17 protein-coding genes are annotated in these 15921 nt (G+C 67.9%); 8 read left to right on the plus strand and 9 right to left on the minus strand.

Annotated elements, in window-relative coordinates; all coding sequences use genetic code 11:
- Positions 1-8 precede the first annotated feature (8 nt).
- From J7024_RS27945 to pyk, 5 genes are all read right to left on the minus strand, one after another.
- Complete coding sequence (locus J7024_RS27945; RefSeq protein ID WP_124827528.1) at positions 9-1202, minus strand: 5-(carboxyamino)imidazole ribonucleotide synthase; 1194 nt, start codon at positions 1200-1202, stop codon at positions 9-11.
- 78 nt (positions 1203-1280) lie between these two features.
- Positions 1281-1802, minus strand: coding sequence for a 5-(carboxyamino)imidazole ribonucleotide mutase (gene purE / locus J7024_RS27950; protein ID WP_098550759.1), 522 nt, complete (start codon positions 1800-1802; stop codon positions 1281-1283).
- A 17-nt stretch (positions 1803-1819) separates the two neighbouring features.
- Positions 1820-2710: a phosphoribosylaminoimidazolesuccinocarboxamide synthase gene (locus J7024_RS27955; RefSeq protein ID WP_124499735.1), complete on the minus strand. Its 891-nt coding sequence runs from the start codon at positions 2708-2710 to the stop codon at positions 1820-1822.
- Positions 2711-2953: 243 nt separating this feature from the next.
- The gene (fba, locus tag J7024_RS27960; protein WP_124827529.1) at positions 2954-4018 is read right to left on the minus strand and encodes a class II fructose-bisphosphate aldolase; all 1065 of its coding nucleotides are present in this window, start codon (positions 4016-4018) and stop codon (positions 2954-2956) included.
- 306 nt (positions 4019-4324) lie between these two features.
- Positions 4325-5761, minus strand: coding sequence for a pyruvate kinase (gene pyk / locus J7024_RS27965; RefSeq protein WP_124827530.1), 1437 nt, complete (start codon positions 5759-5761; stop codon positions 4325-4327).
- Between pyk and J7024_RS37195 the strand changes: the two genes are divergently transcribed.
- Positions 5760-5888 carry a hypothetical protein gene (locus J7024_RS37195; protein WP_257785637.1) on the plus strand — a complete coding sequence of 43 codons (129 nt, stop codon included), beginning with the start codon at positions 5760-5762 and terminating at the stop codon, positions 5886-5888. The genes pyk and J7024_RS37195 overlap by 2 nt on opposite strands.
- A 157-nt stretch (positions 5889-6045) precedes the next feature.
- On the opposite strand, the gene J7024_RS27970 is transcribed toward J7024_RS37195, so the two are convergent.
- From J7024_RS27970 to J7024_RS27980, 3 genes are all read right to left on the minus strand, one after another.
- A complete protein-coding gene (locus tag J7024_RS27970) occupies positions 6046-7242 on the minus strand; it encodes a phosphoglycerate kinase (protein WP_124827531.1) in 1197 nt (398 codons plus the stop codon).
- Between the two features lie 279 nt (positions 7243-7521).
- A complete protein-coding gene (locus J7024_RS27975) occupies positions 7522-7845 on the minus strand; it encodes an AzlD domain-containing protein (protein WP_124827532.1) in 324 nt (107 codons plus the stop codon).
- Positions 7842-8597 carry an AzlC family ABC transporter permease gene (locus tag J7024_RS27980; RefSeq protein WP_124827533.1) on the minus strand — a complete coding sequence of 252 codons (756 nt, stop codon included), beginning with the start codon at positions 8595-8597 and terminating at the stop codon, positions 7842-7844. The genes J7024_RS27975 and J7024_RS27980 overlap by 4 nt, the downstream gene beginning before the upstream one ends.
- Positions 8598-8803: 206 nt before the next feature.
- Here J7024_RS27980 and J7024_RS27985 point away from each other — a divergent pair, with 206 nt between their 5' ends.
- The 6 genes from J7024_RS27985 (at position 8804) to J7024_RS28010 (ending at position 13374) form a co-directional block, all read left to right on the plus strand.
- Positions 8804-9727: a branched-chain amino acid transaminase gene (locus tag J7024_RS27985; protein WP_124827534.1), complete on the plus strand. Its 924-nt coding sequence runs from the start codon at positions 8804-8806 to the stop codon at positions 9725-9727.
- Positions 9728-9779: 52 nt separating this feature from the next.
- Entirely contained in the window at positions 9780-9974 is a 195-nt protein-coding gene (locus J7024_RS27990; RefSeq protein ID WP_006482499.1) for a zinc-finger domain-containing protein, read from the plus strand.
- 140 nt (positions 9975-10114) lie between these two features.
- Positions 10115-11152, plus strand: coding sequence for a lipopolysaccharide heptosyltransferase II (gene waaF, locus J7024_RS27995; protein ID WP_098550753.1), 1038 nt, complete (start codon positions 10115-10117; stop codon positions 11150-11152).
- A gap of 115 nt (positions 11153-11267) precedes the next feature.
- Complete coding sequence (locus J7024_RS28000; RefSeq protein WP_096507184.1) at positions 11268-11714, plus strand: nuclear transport factor 2 family protein; 447 nt, start codon at positions 11268-11270, stop codon at positions 11712-11714.
- Positions 11715-11747: 33 nt separating this feature from the next.
- Positions 11748-12785 (plus strand): hydrolase, encoded by a 1038-nt coding sequence (locus tag J7024_RS28005; RefSeq protein WP_124827535.1) that lies wholly within the window; start codon positions 11748-11750, stop codon positions 12783-12785.
- Positions 12778-13374 carry a DUF2946 family protein gene (locus J7024_RS28010; RefSeq protein ID WP_124827536.1) on the plus strand — a complete coding sequence of 199 codons (597 nt, stop codon included), beginning with the start codon at positions 12778-12780 and terminating at the stop codon, positions 13372-13374. The genes J7024_RS28005 and J7024_RS28010 overlap by 8 nt, the downstream gene beginning before the upstream one ends.
- A gap of 35 nt (positions 13375-13409) precedes the next feature.
- Here J7024_RS28010 and J7024_RS28015 read toward each other — a convergent pair whose 3' ends face one another.
- Positions 13410-15104 carry a M48 family metalloprotease gene (locus J7024_RS28015; protein ID WP_234745640.1) on the minus strand — a complete coding sequence of 565 codons (1695 nt, stop codon included), beginning with the start codon at positions 15102-15104 and terminating at the stop codon, positions 13410-13412.
- A 241-nt stretch (positions 15105-15345) separates the two neighbouring features.
- Here J7024_RS28015 and moaC point away from each other — a divergent pair, with 241 nt between their 5' ends.
- A complete protein-coding gene (gene moaC, locus J7024_RS28020; RefSeq protein WP_124827538.1) occupies positions 15346-15825 on the plus strand; it encodes a cyclic pyranopterin monophosphate synthase MoaC in 480 nt (159 codons plus the stop codon).
- The last annotated feature ends 96 nt before the right edge of the window (positions 15826-15921 follow it).

Raw genomic sequence — 15921 nt, forward strand, 5'->3', positions numbered from 1 at the left:
CCTGCGCCTCAGTCGAGCGGCACGCGCAGCAGCTGCGCGCACGCGGTGGCCGCGGCGACGGCTTCATCGCGCGTCTCGGCCGTGAAGTTCACGTGGCCCATCTTGCGGCCGACGCGCGCTTCTTCCTTGCCGTACAGATGCAGGTGCGCGGCCGGCATCGCGGCGACGGTGTCCCACGGCGGCGTGACGGCTTCGGCCGCACCGTTCGGGAACCACACGTCGCCGAGGATGTTGAGCATCGCGGCCGGCGAATGCTGGCGCGGGTTGCCGAGCGGCATGCGCGTCATCGCGCGCACCTGCTGCTCGAACTGGCTCGTTGCGCACGCATCGACCGTGTAGTGGCCGGAGTTGTGCGGGCGCGGCGCCATCTCGTTCGCGACGAACGAGCCGTCTTCCAGCACGAAGAATTCGACGCACAGCACGCCGACGTAGCCGAGCGTATCGGCGATCCGCACGGCCGCCTGCTGCGCTTCTTCGACGCGCGCGGCATCGGCGGCCGGCGCCGGCACGATCGTCAGCGCGAGGATGCCGTTGTGGTGCACGTTCTGCGCGAGCGGGAACGCGGCCGAGCGGCCGTCCGCGCCGCGCGCGATCAGCGCCGACACTTCGTATTTCAGCGGCAGGCGCTTTTCCAGCACGCACGCCACGCCGCCCAGCGCCGCATGGGCATCGCGCGCTTCCTGCGCGGTGCTCACGCGCACCTGGCCCTTGCCGTCGTAGCCGAGCCGTGCCGTCTTCAGGATGCCCGGCAGCACCGCGTCGAGCGCGGCATCGTCGAGCGCGGCGAGCGCCGCGGCCGATTCGATCACGACGTGCGGTGCGACCGGCACGCCCGACGCCTCGATGAAACGCTTCTCCGCGATCCGGTCCTGCGCGACCGCGACGCAGCGGCCCGCCGGCGCGACGAACGTCGTGCGCGCGAGGAAATCGAGGCTCGCGGCCGGCACGTTCTCGAATTCCGTCGACACGGCATCGCACAGTTCCGCCAGCTCGGCGAGTGCGGCTTCGTCGTCGTAGGCTGCGCGCAGGTGACGGTCGGCGACCGCGCCGGCCGGGCTCGCCGGATCGGGATCGAGCACGGCGACGCGATAGCCCATCGACTGGGCGGCAAAGCAGAACATGCGGCCGAGCTGGCCACCGCCGACCATGCCAAGCCACGCGCCGGGCAGGATCGGGGAAACGGAATCAGGAGTTGCGGTCATGTCAGTGATCGGTCGCGGCGGGCGCTGCCCGCCGCAGTGAGAGGGTCAGGCGGCCGCGATGCGCGGCCTCCGGTGCCGTCATTCCAGCGGCGGCAGCACCATCGCGTGCGCGGCTTCGTTCTGGCGCACGCGGAACGCGGCGAGCCGGTTCGCGTAGTCGACCGACGTGACGGACAGGATCGACACCGCGAACAGCGCCGCATTCGCGGCGCCGGCCTCACCGATCGCGAACGTCGCGACCGGCACGCCCTTCGGCATCTGGACGATCGAGTGCAGCGAATCGACACCCTTCAGGTACTTGCTCGCGACCGGCACGCCGAGCACCGGCACCGTGGTCTTCGCGGCCAGCATGCCGGGCAGGTGCGCGGCGCCGCCGGCGCCCGCGATGATCGCGCGCAGCCCGCGCTCGCGCGCCTTCTCCGCGTAATCGAACATCTCGTCGGGCATCCGGTGCGCGGACACGACCTTCGCTTCGTACGGCACGCCGAATTCCTGCAGGATCGCGACCGCGTTCTTCATCACGTCCCAGTCGGAACTCGAGCCCATCAGCACGCCGACGAGCGGCGCGCTGTGCGTGTGGGCGGTCTGGACTTCACTCATTTCGCACGTTCCTTCTGTCAGGCAAGCGGCTGGCCGGTGATGCGCTCGAGCGCTTCCTGGTACTTCGCAGCCGTCTTCTCGACGACGTCGGCCGGCAGCGCCGGCGCCGGTGCGGTCTTGCCCCACGGCTGCGCTTCGAGCCAGTCGCGCACGAACTGCTTGTCGAACGACGGCGGGTTCGTGCCGACCTGGTACTGGTCGGCCGGCCAGAAGCGCGACGAATCGGCCGTCAGCACTTCGTCCATCAGGTACAGCTTGCCGTGGTTGTCGAGACCGAATTCGAACTTCGTGTCGGCGATGATGATGCCGCGCGTCGCAGCGTAGTCGGCCGCTTCCTTGTACAGCTTGATCGAGATGTCGCGGATCGTCGCGGCCAGCTCGGTGCCGATGCGGCGCTCGGTTTCCTCGAACGTGATGTTCTCGTCATGCTCGCCGAGCTCAGCCTTCGCGGCCGGCGTGAAGATCGGCTCCGGCAGCTTCTGCGCGTTCTGCAGCCCTTCCGGCAGTTGCACGCCGCACACCGCGCCCGACGCCTGGTATTCCTTCCAGCCGCTGCCGGCCAGGTAGCCGCGCACGACTGCCTCGATCATGATCGGCTCGAGGCGCTTGACGACCGCCGCGCGGCCCTTGACCTGCTCGACCTCGTCGGCCGCGACGACCGCTTCCGGCGCGTCGCCTGTCAGGTGGTTCGGCACGATGTGCGCGAGCTTGTCGAACCAGAAGTTCGCCATCTGGTTCAGCACGCGGCCCTTGTTCGGAATCGGCTCGCCCATGATCACGTCGAATGCCGACAGACGGTCGGTCGTGACGATCAGGAGCTTGTCGTTGCCGACCGCGTAGTTGTCGCGGACCTTGCCGCGACCGAGGAGCGGCAGCGAGCGGAGCGTGGATTCGTAGAGGGTAGACATCGTCTTTTCGCAGATAAGGAGCCAAACAAAAAGGGAAACGCCGTTCCCCGCGGCAGGCGGGAACGGCGGTCTTGCAATACGTCGGCGAACCGGCCGGGACGACGCCCGGGCGGTTGCCGGCCGGCCCTCGTTCGGCCGGACGGAACGGCTGCCCGGGGCCGGATCGGATCCGGCAACCGGGCTGCCCGCCCCTGCCCGATGACGGAATCGGGCAGCATCGGGCGGGGCAATCGTACTACAGTCTTAGCGCACGACCTGCGCGAGCGCGCCGGACTTGTACTGCTCGGCGATCTTGTCGAGCGACACCGGCTTGATCTTGCCGGCCTGGCCTTCACAACCGAACGCGAGGTAGCGGTCGACGCAGACCTTCTTCGCCGCTTCGCGTGCGGGCTTCAGGTAGTCGCGCGGATCGAACTTGCCCGGGTTCTCGAACATGTAGCGGCGGATCGCGCCGGTGATCGCGAGACGCAGGTCGGTGTCGATGTTGATCTTGCGCACGCCGTGCTTGATGCCTTCCTGGATTTCCTCGACCGGCACGCCGTAGGTTTCCTTCATGTCGCCGCCGAATTCGCGGATCTCGGCCAGCAGTTCCTGCGGCACCGACGACGAACCGTGCATCACCAGGTGCGTGTTCGGAATACGCGCGTGGATTTCCTTGATGCGCTGGATCGACAGGATGTCGCCCGTCGGCTTCTTCGAGAATTTGTACGCGCCGTGCGACGTACCGATCGCGATTGCGAGCGCATCGCACTGCGTGAGCTTCACGAAGTCGGCGGCCTGCTCCGGATCGGTCAGCAGCTGCTCGCGGGTCATCGTGCCTTCCGCGCCGTGACCGTCTTCCTTGTCGCCCTTCATCGTCTCGAGCGAGCCCAGCACGCCGAGTTCGGCTTCGACCGTCACGCCGATCGAGTGCGCCATTTCGACGACCTTGCGCGACACGTCGACGTTGTACTCGTACGACGCAACCGTCTTGCCGTCGGCTTCGAGCGAGCCGTCCATCATGACGCTCGTGAAACCGCTGCGGATCGCGGCCATGCAGACTGCCGGCGACTGGCCGTGATCCTGGTGCATCACGACCGGGATGTGCGGATACGACTCGACCGCCGCTTCGATCAGGTGGCGCAGGAACGGCTCGCCCGCGTACTTACGCGCGCCGGCCGATGCCTGCATGATCACGGGCGCGCCGACCTGGTCCGCCGCCGCCATGATCGCCTGGACTTGTTCCAGGTTGTTCACGTTGAAGGCCGGCAGGCCGTAACCGTGCTCTGCCGCGTGGTCCAGCAATTGACGCATTGATACGAGAGGCATTGTGGAACTCCTTGGAATGAAAACCGGTGCGCCCTGACGCCGGCGCGGCGCTCGCTCCCTGCAAAACCGGGGTGGCGCGGCACGGCTGAGCGTCGAATAGCCGCATTTTATCGCGAAGCGCCTCCGATTCCGACCGCCAGACGGCGCGCACTCGCAATTTGTTACCTTCGCACGGCACAATCCGGGCAAAAAACAGAAAAAAAGCCGCGCGAGGTGTCGTACCCCGCGCGGCTTTCGATCAAAAACGGTGCCCGATCAGCTCGGGCGAGCAGCCGGCCGATCGACCGGCCGGTGGCACCCCGACGCTCAATAATGCTCGCCGACGCGCACGATCTTCAGCGTGTTGGTGCCGCCCGCCTGCCCCATCGGTTCGCCGACGGTCAGCACGACCATGTCGCCGTGCTGCACGTAGCCCTGCTTGACGACGATCTCGAGCGCGGCCTGCAGCGCCGAGTCGCGGTCGCTGTTGAAGTCGACGTGCAGCGGCGTCACGTTGCGGTACAGCGCCATCGTGCGTTCGCTGCCGACGCGCGGCGTCAGCGCGAAGATCGGCACGTGCGTGTAGTGACGCGACATCCACAGCGCGGTCGCGCCCGATTCGGTCAGCGCGATGATCGCCTTCGCGCCCAGGTGGTAGGCGGTGAACAGCGCGCCCATCGCGATCGACTGGTCGATCCGCGTGAACGTGCGGTCGAGGAAATCCTTGTCCAGCTCGACTTCTTCGGACTTTTCAGCCTCGACGCACACGGCCGCCATCGTTTCGATCGTGACGACCGGGTACTTGCCGGCGGCCGTCTCGGCCGACAGCATTACCGCGTCGGTGCCGTCGAGCACCGCGTTCGCGACATCCGATACTTCCGCGCGGGTCGGCACGGGCGCGTGGATCATCGATTCCATCATCTGCGTCGCGGTGATCACGAGCTTGTTCGACTCGCGCGCCATCCTGATCATCCGCTTCTGCAGCGCCGGCACCGCCGCGTTGCCCACTTCCACCGCGAGGTCGCCGCGCGCGACCATGATGCCGTCGGACGCGTCGAGAATGCTCTGCAGCGCCGGAATCGCTTCCGCGCGCTCGATCTTCGCGATCATCTTCGGCTTGATGCCGTACGGCGCGCCCGCGATATTCGCGAGCTGGCGCGCCATTTCCATGTCGGTCGCGTTCTTCGGGAACGACACCGCCACCAGATCGGCACCGAGCGACATCGCCGTGCGGATGTCTTCCATGTCCTTCGCGGTCAGCGCGGGCGCCGACAGGCCGCCGCCCTGGCGGTTGATCCCCTTGTTGTTCGACAGTTCGCCGCCCACCTTGACGATCGTGTGGATCTCGTCGCCGAGCACGCGCTCGACGGTCAGCACGATCAGGCCGTCGTTCAGCAGCAGCAGGTCGCCCGGCTTCAGGTCACGCGGCAGCTCCTTGTAGTCGAGGCCGACCCGCTCGTCGTTGCCGAGCTCGCAGCCCGCGTCGAGGATGAAGGCCTGGCCCGGCACGAGCGTCGTCTTGCCGTTCTCGAACTTGCCGACGCGAATCTTCGGGCCCTGGAGGTCGGCCATGATCGCGATCTCGCGGCCGACCTTGCGGGCGGCCTCGCGCACCATTTCGGCGCGCTGGCGGTGATCGTCGGCCGTGCCGTGCGAAAAATTGAGCCGCACGACGTCGAGGCCCGCCTGCATCATCTGCAGCAGAATCTCCGGCGAACTGGAAGCCGGGCCGATCGTGGCGACTATCTTGGTGGCGCGCTGCATGAAACTCCTCATCTGGATCAAGGTGGATGCGCTGGGTGAAACGCTGCGAGAGCCGGAGTCGGCAGGCCCAGCGGCGGCCGTTCCGGGGGGCGTGCCGGTACTTGCGTCCGGCATCGCTTTGTTCTGAATCTCGTGGTGCTGCACGGCCGCGTCGCCGGCGGCCGCCGGTGCGCGCGGGGCTGAGTTCGCCCGCGCGGGCGCGCGTTTGCGCTTGCCCGCGCCGGCCGGCTGCTCCGCTTTCGCGGAGCGCACGGCCTTGGTCAACCCTGCGCGCGCCGCCACGCTCAGGCCGCCCGCGTTTCGAGCACTTCCACTGCCGGCAGCTTCTTCCCCTCGAGGAACTCGAGGAAGGCGCCGCCGCCCGTCGAGATGTAGCTGACCTGGTCGTGGATGCCGTACTTCGCGATGGCTGCGAGCGTGTCGCCGCCGCCCGCGATCGAGAACGCGGACGATTTGGCGATCGCTTCGGCGAGCGTCCTGGTGCCGTTGCCGAACTGGTCGAATTCGAATACGCCGACCGGACCGTTCCACACGATCGTGCCGGCCTTCTCGAGCTGGCTGGCGAGTGCCTTGGCCGTATCCGGGCCGATGTCGAGGATCATGTCGTCCGCTTCGATGTCGGCAACCTGCTTCACCGTGGCCACGGCCGTCGGCGAGAATTCCTTGGCCGTCACGACGTCGGTCGGGATCGGCACCGACGCGCCGCGCTCGCGCGCTTCGTCGATGATCGCCTTCGCCTCGGCGACGAGATCGGCTTCCGCGAGCGACTTGCCGATCGGCAGGCCGGCCGCGAGCATGAACGTGTTGGCAATGCCGCCGCCGACGATCAGCTGGTCGACCTTCCCGGCCAGCGACTTGAGAATGGTCAGCTTGGTCGATACCTTCGAACCCGCGACGATCGCGACCAGCGGACGCGCCGGGTTGCCGAGCGCCTTGCCGAGCGCATCGAGTTCGGCGGCCAGCAGCGGGCCCGCGCACGCGACCGGCGCGTACTTCGCGATCCCGTGGGTGGTCGCTTCCGCGCGGTGCGCGGTGCCGAACGCGTCGTTCACGTACACGTCGCAGAGCTTCGCCATCTTCTGCGCGAGGTCGTCCGAATTCTTCTTCTCGCCCTTGTTCACGCGGCAGTTCTCGAGCAGCACGACCTGGCCCGGCGCGACGTTCACACCGTTCTCGACCCAGTTCGAGACGAGCGGCACATCGCGGCCGAGCAGTTCGGCGAGGCGCTTCGCGACCGGCGCGAGCGAGTCTTCCGGCTTGAATTCGCCTTCGGTCGGACGACCGAGGTGCGACGTGACCATCACGGCCGCGCCGGCGTCGAGCGCGGCCTGGATGGCCGGCACGGACGCGCGCACGCGCGTGTCTTCGGTGATGTTGCCGTGATCGTCCTGCGGGACGTTCAGGTCGGCGCGGATGAACACCCGCTTGCCGGCGAGCTGGCCGGCGGCGATCAGGTCGGTAAGACGCTTGACTTGGCTCATGTTGAACAGATTGAAGTAGTGGATGGGGAAAGGGGGTTCACGCTGAACGTGCGCGGGCTGCCGCGAAAGGGCGCCGGATGCGGCCGTGGCTGGCGGTTCGCATGACGCGCACGGGTAAAAAATCTCGAACGGGCATTCTAGCCGATCCACCCGGCAGACTGACCCGCGCGGCGGCGAATTCCGCCTATTTGGGATTGCGCGCGACATTCGACGCATTGCTGCATCGCAGCAATACAGCCCCCGGGCGGCCCGCGCACGGCCGGCCGTTACGACGACCCGTCAGAAGATCAGCCGCAGCAGGGTGAAGACGAGCATCCCGATGATGATCGTGCCGAGCATGCTGCGCCGCCACAAAAACCATCCGAGACCGGCGAGCGCCGCATAGAACGGATGGTTGGAGAGCGCGAACGAGATCCCGGCGGGCGTTTCGAGCACGTCCGGCAGCACGACCGCGACGAGCGCGGCGGCCGGCGCATAGCGCAGCGCGCGTTGCGCGCGCTCCGGCAGTACGGTGCGTTCGCCGCCGATCAGGAACAGCGCGCGCGTGACCGCCGTGACGATCGTCATCCCGACGATGACGATCCAGATTTCGGTCGCGCTCATTCGATTTCCTTTTCGTGCACGGTTTCGGTGCGGATGCGCCGCCAGTCGGCGCGTTCGACGAAGAAATCGGCCGTGCAGCCGGCGGCGAGCGCGGCGAGCACCGCGAGCGGCAGCGCGAGCCGGTACGGCAGGTCGAACGCGATCAGCGACACGATGCCCGCAACCGCGACGGCCGCAAGCGTCGAGCGGTTCGCGACCGCCGACACCATGATCGGAATCAGCGCGAGCGTGCCGGCCAGCTCCAGCCCCCAGCTCGCGGGAAAGAAGCTCGCGAGCAGGATGCCGGCGAGCGACGACACCTGCCACGACACCCAGCTCGCGAGCGCCATCCCCCAGAAGTACGCTTCCTTGCCCGGCACGTGGCCGTATGCGAAGCCCTGTTTCTGGAACAGCAGGTAGATCACGTCGCCGTTGAAATAGCCGATCGCGAGGCGCCGCCACAGCGGCAGGTAGGAAAAATGGGGAGCAAGCCCGGCGCTGAAGATCACGAACCGCATGTTGACCATCGCGGCCGTGAGCAGGACCGTCCAGATCGGCAGCTTCGCGACGAGGAGCGGCAGCACCGCGAGCTGCGACGAGCCCGCGTAGACGAAGATCGACATCGCGCTCGCCTGGCCGAGCGTCATCACCGATTTGCTCATCGCGATGCCGGTGACGAGCCCCCAGGACAGGATCGCCATCAATGTCGGGGAATAGTCGCGCGCGCCCTGGATCAGCGCGAAGCGGTCGGTGGCGGACAATCGAGCGAGCATGGGAAAGCGGGCCGCAGCGGGCGGTTCGTCCGGGCTCCGGCGTCTCCTGCCGGCACGGCCCGTCGTTATTGGAATCGGTGCCGGACGATTATAGCGCCGGCCCCGCGCCGACCGACCGGCTCGCCCCCAAATGACGCTAAAATAAGCGTCTTTCCGGCTCAACGCTGCACACTACCCGCAGCACCCACTGCTTCCAGGAGAATCCTATGTCAATGGCCGACCGCGACGGCAAGATCTGGATGGACGGCAAGCTGATCGACTGGCGCGACGCCAAGATCCACGTCCTGACCCATACGCTGCACTACGGCATGGGCGTCTTCGAAGGCGTGCGTGCGTACAAGACGGCCGACGGCGCCACCGCGATCTTCCGCCTGCCCGAGCATACGAAACGTCTGCAGAATTCGGCGAAGATCTTCCAGATGGACGTGCCGTTCGATCGCGAGACGCTCGAAGCCGCGCAGCTCGAAGTCGTGCGCGAGAACAAGCTCGAGTCGTGCTACCTGCGCCCGATCATCTGGGTCGGCTCGGAAAAGCTCGGCGTGTCGGCGAAGGGCAACACGATCCACGTCGCGATCGCCGCATGGCCGTGGGGCGCGTACCTCGGCGAGGACGGCCTCGCGAAGGGCATCCGCGTGAAGACGTCGTCGTTCACGCGCCACCACGTGAACGTGTCGATGGTGCGCGCGAAGGCGTCGGGCTGGTACGTGAACTCGATTCTCGCGAACCAGGAAGCGACCGCCGACGGCTACGACGAAGCACTGCTGCTCGATGTTGACGGCTACGTGTCGGAAGGCTCGGGCGAAAACTTCTTCCTCGTGAACCACGGCAAGCTGTACACGCCGGATCTGTCGTCGTGCCTCGACGGCATCACGCGCGACACGATCATCACGCTCGCGAAGGACGCCGGCATCGAGGTGATCGAGAAGCGCATCACGCGCGACGAGGTCTACACGGCCGACGAAGCGTTCTTCACGGGCACGGCCGCCGAAGTCACGCCGATCCGCGAACTCGACAACCGCACGATCGGCAGCGGCGCCCGCGGGCCGGTCACTGAAAAGCTCCAGTCGGCATTCTTCGATATCGTGTCGGGCAAGAACGCGAAGTACGCGCACTGGCTGACGAAGGTCTGAGTGCGCTGCAGCACCGACCGCCCCGCAAAAGAGTGATAAAAGAGAACGTCTCATGAGTGAAATCAAGGAAATGCCGCTGGTCGAACTGACGGCCAAGGATCTTCCCGCCTACTGCCCGAACCCGGCCATGACGCGCTGGAATGCGCACCCGCGCGTGTTCATCGACGTTTCGCACGGCGAAGCGCGCTGCCCGTATTGCGGCACGCGCTACAAGCTGCGCGACGGCGAGGTGGTCAAGGGCCACTGAGCCCGGTCGGCCGGGCCTGCGGGCCCGCCGCTCGCGAGGCGGCGCCGCCGGAAATCCGGCACGCCGCCCTTTTCCTGTTCTGACAACCCGAACACGGCGCCCGCGCGCCGTGCTTCATTACGACATCGGAAGTCGACCTGATGCGTCGAGCGCTGGTTATCGCACCGAACTGGATCGGTGACGCATTGATGGCGCAGCCGCTTTTTGCGCTGCTGAAGAAGCTCCATCCCCGCATCGCGATCGATGCCGTCGCGCCCACTTGGGTCGCGCCCGTACTCGAGCGGATGCCCGAGATCCACGATGTCTACGCGACCGACCTCGCGCACGGCAAGCTGCAGTTGCTGCGTCGCTGGCAACTCGCGAGCGACCTGCGCGATGTCGGCTACGACGCGGCGTACGTGCTGCCGAATTCGCTGAAATCCGCAGTGATCCCGTGGCTCGCGAACATTCCGCTGCGGATCGGCTACACGGGCGAGCACCGCTACGGACTGTTGAACGTGCGGCACGCGAACCCCGACAAGTCGGGCGAGCGTCCGCCGATGACGACCCACTATGCGGCGCTTGCGTATGCGCCGGGCGCGAAGCTGCCCGAGTCGATGAAGACGCTGCCGCCGCCGCGCCTGGACGCAGACCTGAACGAGACGGCGCGCGTCTCCGCGCGCTTCAACCTCGATACGCGCAAGCCGCTCGTCGTGTTCTGCCCCGGTGCGGAATACGGCCCGGCCAAGCGCTGGCCGCCCGAGCACTTCGCGACGCTCGCGACGATCGTCCACCAGTCGTTCCCGTACACGCAGATCGTCGCGCTCGGCTCGCCGAAGGATTCGGCCGCCGCGCAAGCGATCGCCGACCACGCGCCGAACGTGCGCAACCTGTGCGGGCAGACGTCGCTGTCCGAGGCCTGCGCGCTGATCGCGCGTGCGAACGCGGTCGTCACCAACGATTCGGGGCTGATGCACGTCGCCGCCGCGCTGCGCCGGCCGCTCGTCGCGTTGTACGGATCGACCGATCCGCGCCACACCCCTCCGCTGTCGGAGCTGGCGAAGGTACAATGGCTGCATCTCGAATGCAGTCCCTGCTTCGAACGCGAGTGCCCGCTCGGTCATCTGAACTGCCTGCGCGAACTCGGTCCCGAGCAGGTATTCGGCGATTTGCGCGGCATGCTCGTCGGGCAGCGCTGACCCTGGCCGGCAGCGTCGCACGACGCGCCGGGCAATCCGATTCACCGGTGTACGGCGGCCTCATGCGGGCCGCCGTGCTGAATACGGCGCGCGACGCGCGCGAGAGATAACCCCGATGCCACGTTTTGCCCGCCTCTTCGAAGCCGCTGCCGATACGCTGAACGCTTACTACCAGGCCGTCGCCGATGCCAATCTCGACGCGCTGCTGGGGTTGTGGATCGACGAGGATTTCGCCAGTTGCGTCTGGGCCGACGGCGAGCATCTGCACGGCCTCGACCAGATCCGCAGCGGGCTGGCCAACCGGCTCGCGACGCGCCCGGTGACGATCGAACCGCTCGACATCCGCGTCTACGACAGCCTTGGCACCGTCGTCTACACGATCGCCGAAGCGCATCAGCAGGCCGACCTGACGGCCGACCCCGACATGGTTTTCGCCACGTACGTGATGATCCACGAACGCGGCGAGTGGCGCATCGCGCACATTCACGCGAGCCCGATTCCCGAACAAGCGGCCGGACAATTCGCCGCGAAAATCCGTCACGGGCAGGGTCCGCTGCACTGACGAAGAACGAAGCAACGCATTAGCGGGGCGATCATGAGTACGGCTTCTCCGCCCACCTCGCCGCTGACCGGGGCCCCGGCCCCCGACGACGATTCACTGCGCTATCGCGCACCACGCTGGCTGCCGAACAGCCATGCGCAAACCATCGTGCCCGCACTGTTCGCGCGGCGCCCGGCCGTCGCATACCGGCGCGAGCGCTGGGAAACACCCGACCACGACTTCATCGATCTCGACTGGGTCGCGCATCTCGACAGCGCGGCACCGCCGCCCGATGCGCCGCTGTTCGTGCTGTTCCACGGCCTCGAAGGCAGTTCCGGCTCGCACTACGCGCTCGCGATGATGGCCGCCGCCCGCGCGAAGGGCTGGCATGCGGTCGTCCCGCACTTTCGCAGTTGCAGCGGCGAGATCAACCGGCAGCCGCGGTTCTACCATCTCGCAGACAGCGCCGAAGTCGACTGGATCCTGCGCCGGCTCGCCGCGCAGCATCGCGGGCCGATCGTCGCGGCCGGCGTGTCGCTCGGCGGCAACGTGCTGCTGCGCTGGCTCGGCGAGCACCGCAGCGACACGTCGATCGTCCGCGCCGCCGCCGCGATCTCGACGCCGATCGACGTGCATGCGGGCGGCCGCGCGCTGTCGCAGGGCTTCGCGATGGTCTATACGCGCAGCTTCCTGAAGACGCTCAAGCGCAAGGCGCTCACGAAACTCGATCAGTATCCGGGGCTGTTCGACCGCGACGCGATGCTGCGCGCCGTGACGATGCGCGACTTCGACGAAGTCGTGACTGCGCCGCTGCACGGCTTCGCGGATGCAGACGATTACTGGACGCAGGCGACGACCCGCCCGCTGCTGCCCGCGATCGACGTCCCGACGCTGATTCTCAACGCCCGCAACGATCCGTTCCTGCCCGAATCCGCGCTGCCGAGCACCGCCGACGTCTCGCCGGCCGTCGAACTCGACCAGCCCGCGCACGGCGGCCATGCGGGATTCATGACCGGGCCGTTCCCCGGCCGCCTCGACTGGCTGTCGGCGCGGGTGTTCGGCTATTGCTCGAAATTCGTCGACCATGGATGACATCGTCAGGCAGTCACTCGCCAAATGGCCGAACGTGCCGCACTGCACCGGCTGGTTGCTGCTCGACCGGCGCGGCGAATGGCGGCTGCGCGACGACGCCGCGCAGGCCGCCGGCGAACTCGGCTCGCCGATCCGGCACGCGGCGCTGAACGCGTTCATCGGCCGCAATTACGAATGCGATGCACACGGCCAGTGGTTCTTCCAGAACGGGCCGCAGCGCGTGTACGTCGAGCTCGCCTATACGCCGTGGGTCGTGCGCCTCGCCGAACGCGACGGGCAGCTCACGCTCGCCGACCAGACGGGTACGCCGTTCGAACCGGACGCCGCGTGGCTCGACGATGCGGGCGGCGTGCTGTTTCGCGATGCGGGCACGCCGCCGCGCGTCGCGGCACTCCACGACCATGACCTCGGCCTGTTCGCCGATCATGCGGACTTCGACGCCGCGCCGCCCGTGCTGCGCTGGCGCGACGGTTGCACGCTGCGGCTCGGCAGTCTCGCGTGCGCCGACGTGCCTGCAAAGTTCGGCTTCGTCGCGAGTCCCGCTCAGCGGGCGCACGACGAAACCGATGGCGGCGGCAGCGAAAGCTGACTCGCTCCACCCTGCTCCTGTCCGCCTGACGGCCGCTACCCGCGGCCGTTCTTCTCGTCCTCGCGCTCTTCCTTGTAGCGTGCCTCGAGTTCCAGCAGCCGCGCGCCGATGATCGACTGGTCGTAGAACGACACGTCCTTCGCGTCGCGCGCTTCCTTCAGCTGGCGAATCGCGGACAACCACGCGCCGTCGAGCGCCAGTTTCTCCGCAAGCGCGCGGCGCCGCGCGAGCACGTCGCCCTTGCCGTCGCTCGCCTTCGCGAGGTAGCTCCACCAGTCCGGCTGCTCCGGGTCCGCTTTCGCCTGCGTGCGCGCGAGCGCCTGCGCTTCGGCGAAGCGGCGCGCGGCCAGCAGCGTCTGCAGGTGCGCGACGATCGCCGCGTGCGACGCCGGCCAGCGCCGCTGCGCGAGCGCCGCGAGCCGCACCGCGTCGTCGGTCCGGCCCGCGCGGCGGGCGATGTCGGCGGCCAGCACGTCGAGGCTCGGCGAACTCGCCTCCGGATCGTCCTCGCGCCGCTCGCGCGCATCGAACGCACTGCGTGCCGATGCGAGTGCCTTGTCGGCCGCGTCGTACTGGCCGAGCAGCGTGTTCGCGAGCGCGATGCCGTACTCGTTCGCCGCGACGTTCGGCGCGGTGCGCTCGTCGATCTCGAGCTGCATCCGGTGCGCCTCGGCCGCGATGTCGTTCGGCGCGCGGTTCTGCAGGATCCGCAGCCGTGCCCGCACGAAACCGTATTCGGCCGACTGGCGCGGTTGCCGGTACGGCGCGCGGCGTACGCGATCCTCCATGTCGGCGATCCGTTCACCCGTCAGCGGGTGCGTACGGGCATAGGCCGGCACCCCCGCGTCGCCCATCGACGCGCGATCGAGCCGCTCGAAGAAGCCCGGCATTCCGTACGGGTCGTAGCCCGCGCCTGCGAGCAGCTGGAAGCCGACGCGATCGGCCTCGCGCTCGGCCGAACGCGAGAAACGCAGCTGGTTGTCGACCGCATACGCCTGCCCGCCCACCGCGATCGCGCTGCCGAGATCGCCGCTTTTCGCGAGCACGCCCGCCAGCACCCCCAGCAGCATCGTCGCGAGCGCGGTGTAGCCGGTCTTCTCGTTCGCGCCGATCATCCGGGCGATGTGCCGCTGCAGCACGTGCCCCATCTCGTGGCCGACCACCGATGCGAGCTCCGACTCCGTCTGCGTCGTCACCACCAGCCCGCTGTTGATCCCGATGAAGCCGCCCGGCATCGAGAATGCGTTGATCTGCGGATCGCGCACCGGGAACAGTTCGAAGTCCGGCATGTAGCCGCCGATGAAGCGCGCCGCGGCCGCGGCCGCGAGCCGCGCCGCCATCGCGTTCAGGTAGTCGCGCACCAGCCAGTCGTCCAGATAGTCCGGGTCGCGCCGCACCTCGCGCATCACGCGCTCGCCGAGACGGCGCTCGGCCTGCGGCGTCAGCGAGCCGCCGGAGCCGTCGCCGAGATCGGGCAGCTCCAGCGCGCGCAGCGGTGCACGCAGGTTCGCGGCAGGCGCGGATGCGCCGCCGGCGCCCGAGAAACGGCTTTCCGCGCCGCCGTACGTGCCGAATACGCCGGTCGCGATGCCGGACGGCACCGTGGAAATCGACGGCGCAGCGCCGGGCGCCGGCTCGAGCGGCGGCGCGGACGCGCGCTGTGCATGGCTGCTCGGCGGCAGCACGAGCGCCGCCGACAGCAACACGGCAAGCAACTGTTTGACACGCATGGCAGGTTGAAAGCGACGCCGTCCCGCGCGCCCGGCACGCATCGCGGCGTCTGGTCTAAAGATTCCGGTCATTGTAACGGTGCGATCACGACTGTTTCGTGCCGCGGACGGGTGTTCTGCGTCCCCGGCGTCACGCATGCCGCTGCTATGATAGGCGCCCGTTGAAACGTTGCATGCGACCGCGGCACGGCGCCGGACGCGGTGGATCGACCGGCCACGACGCATGAGATCGGAGCAAGACATGTCAGGACTTACCCATTTCGACGCCGCCGGCCACGCGCACATGGTCGACGTCGGCGGCAAGCAGGAAACCCAACGCATCGCGATCGCGCGCGGCACGATCAGGATGCTGCCCGCGACGTTCGCGCTGATCCGCGACGGCAAGGCGAAGAAAGGCGACGTGCTCGGCGTCGCGCGCATCGCCGCGATTCAGGGTGCCAAGCGCACCGCCGACCTCATTCCGCTGTGTCACCCGCTCGCGCTGACGCGCGTGGCCGTCGACTTCGAGCTCGACGACACGCTGCCCGGCGTGCACTGCGTCGTGCAGGTCGAGACGTTCGGCCGGACCGGCGTCGAGATGGAGGCGCTGACCGCGGTGCAGGTCGGCTTGTTGACCGTGTACGACATGTGCAAGGCGGTCGATCGCGGGATGGTGATCACCGACGTGAGCGTGCGGGAGAAGCGCGGCGGGAAGTCGGGGGACTGGAAGGCGGAGGATTAAGGCTTTGTTTCGTAAGCCCTTTCCTCGATGCCATACCGACCACCCCGGTATCAACTTCGTCTGACGAAATCGCCTCGAATCTGACTGCTGGCATAC

It is taken from the genome of Burkholderia sp. WTPI3 (assembly GCF_021483755.1).
Taxonomy (GTDB): Bacteria; Pseudomonadota; Gammaproteobacteria; order Burkholderiales; family Burkholderiaceae; genus Burkholderia.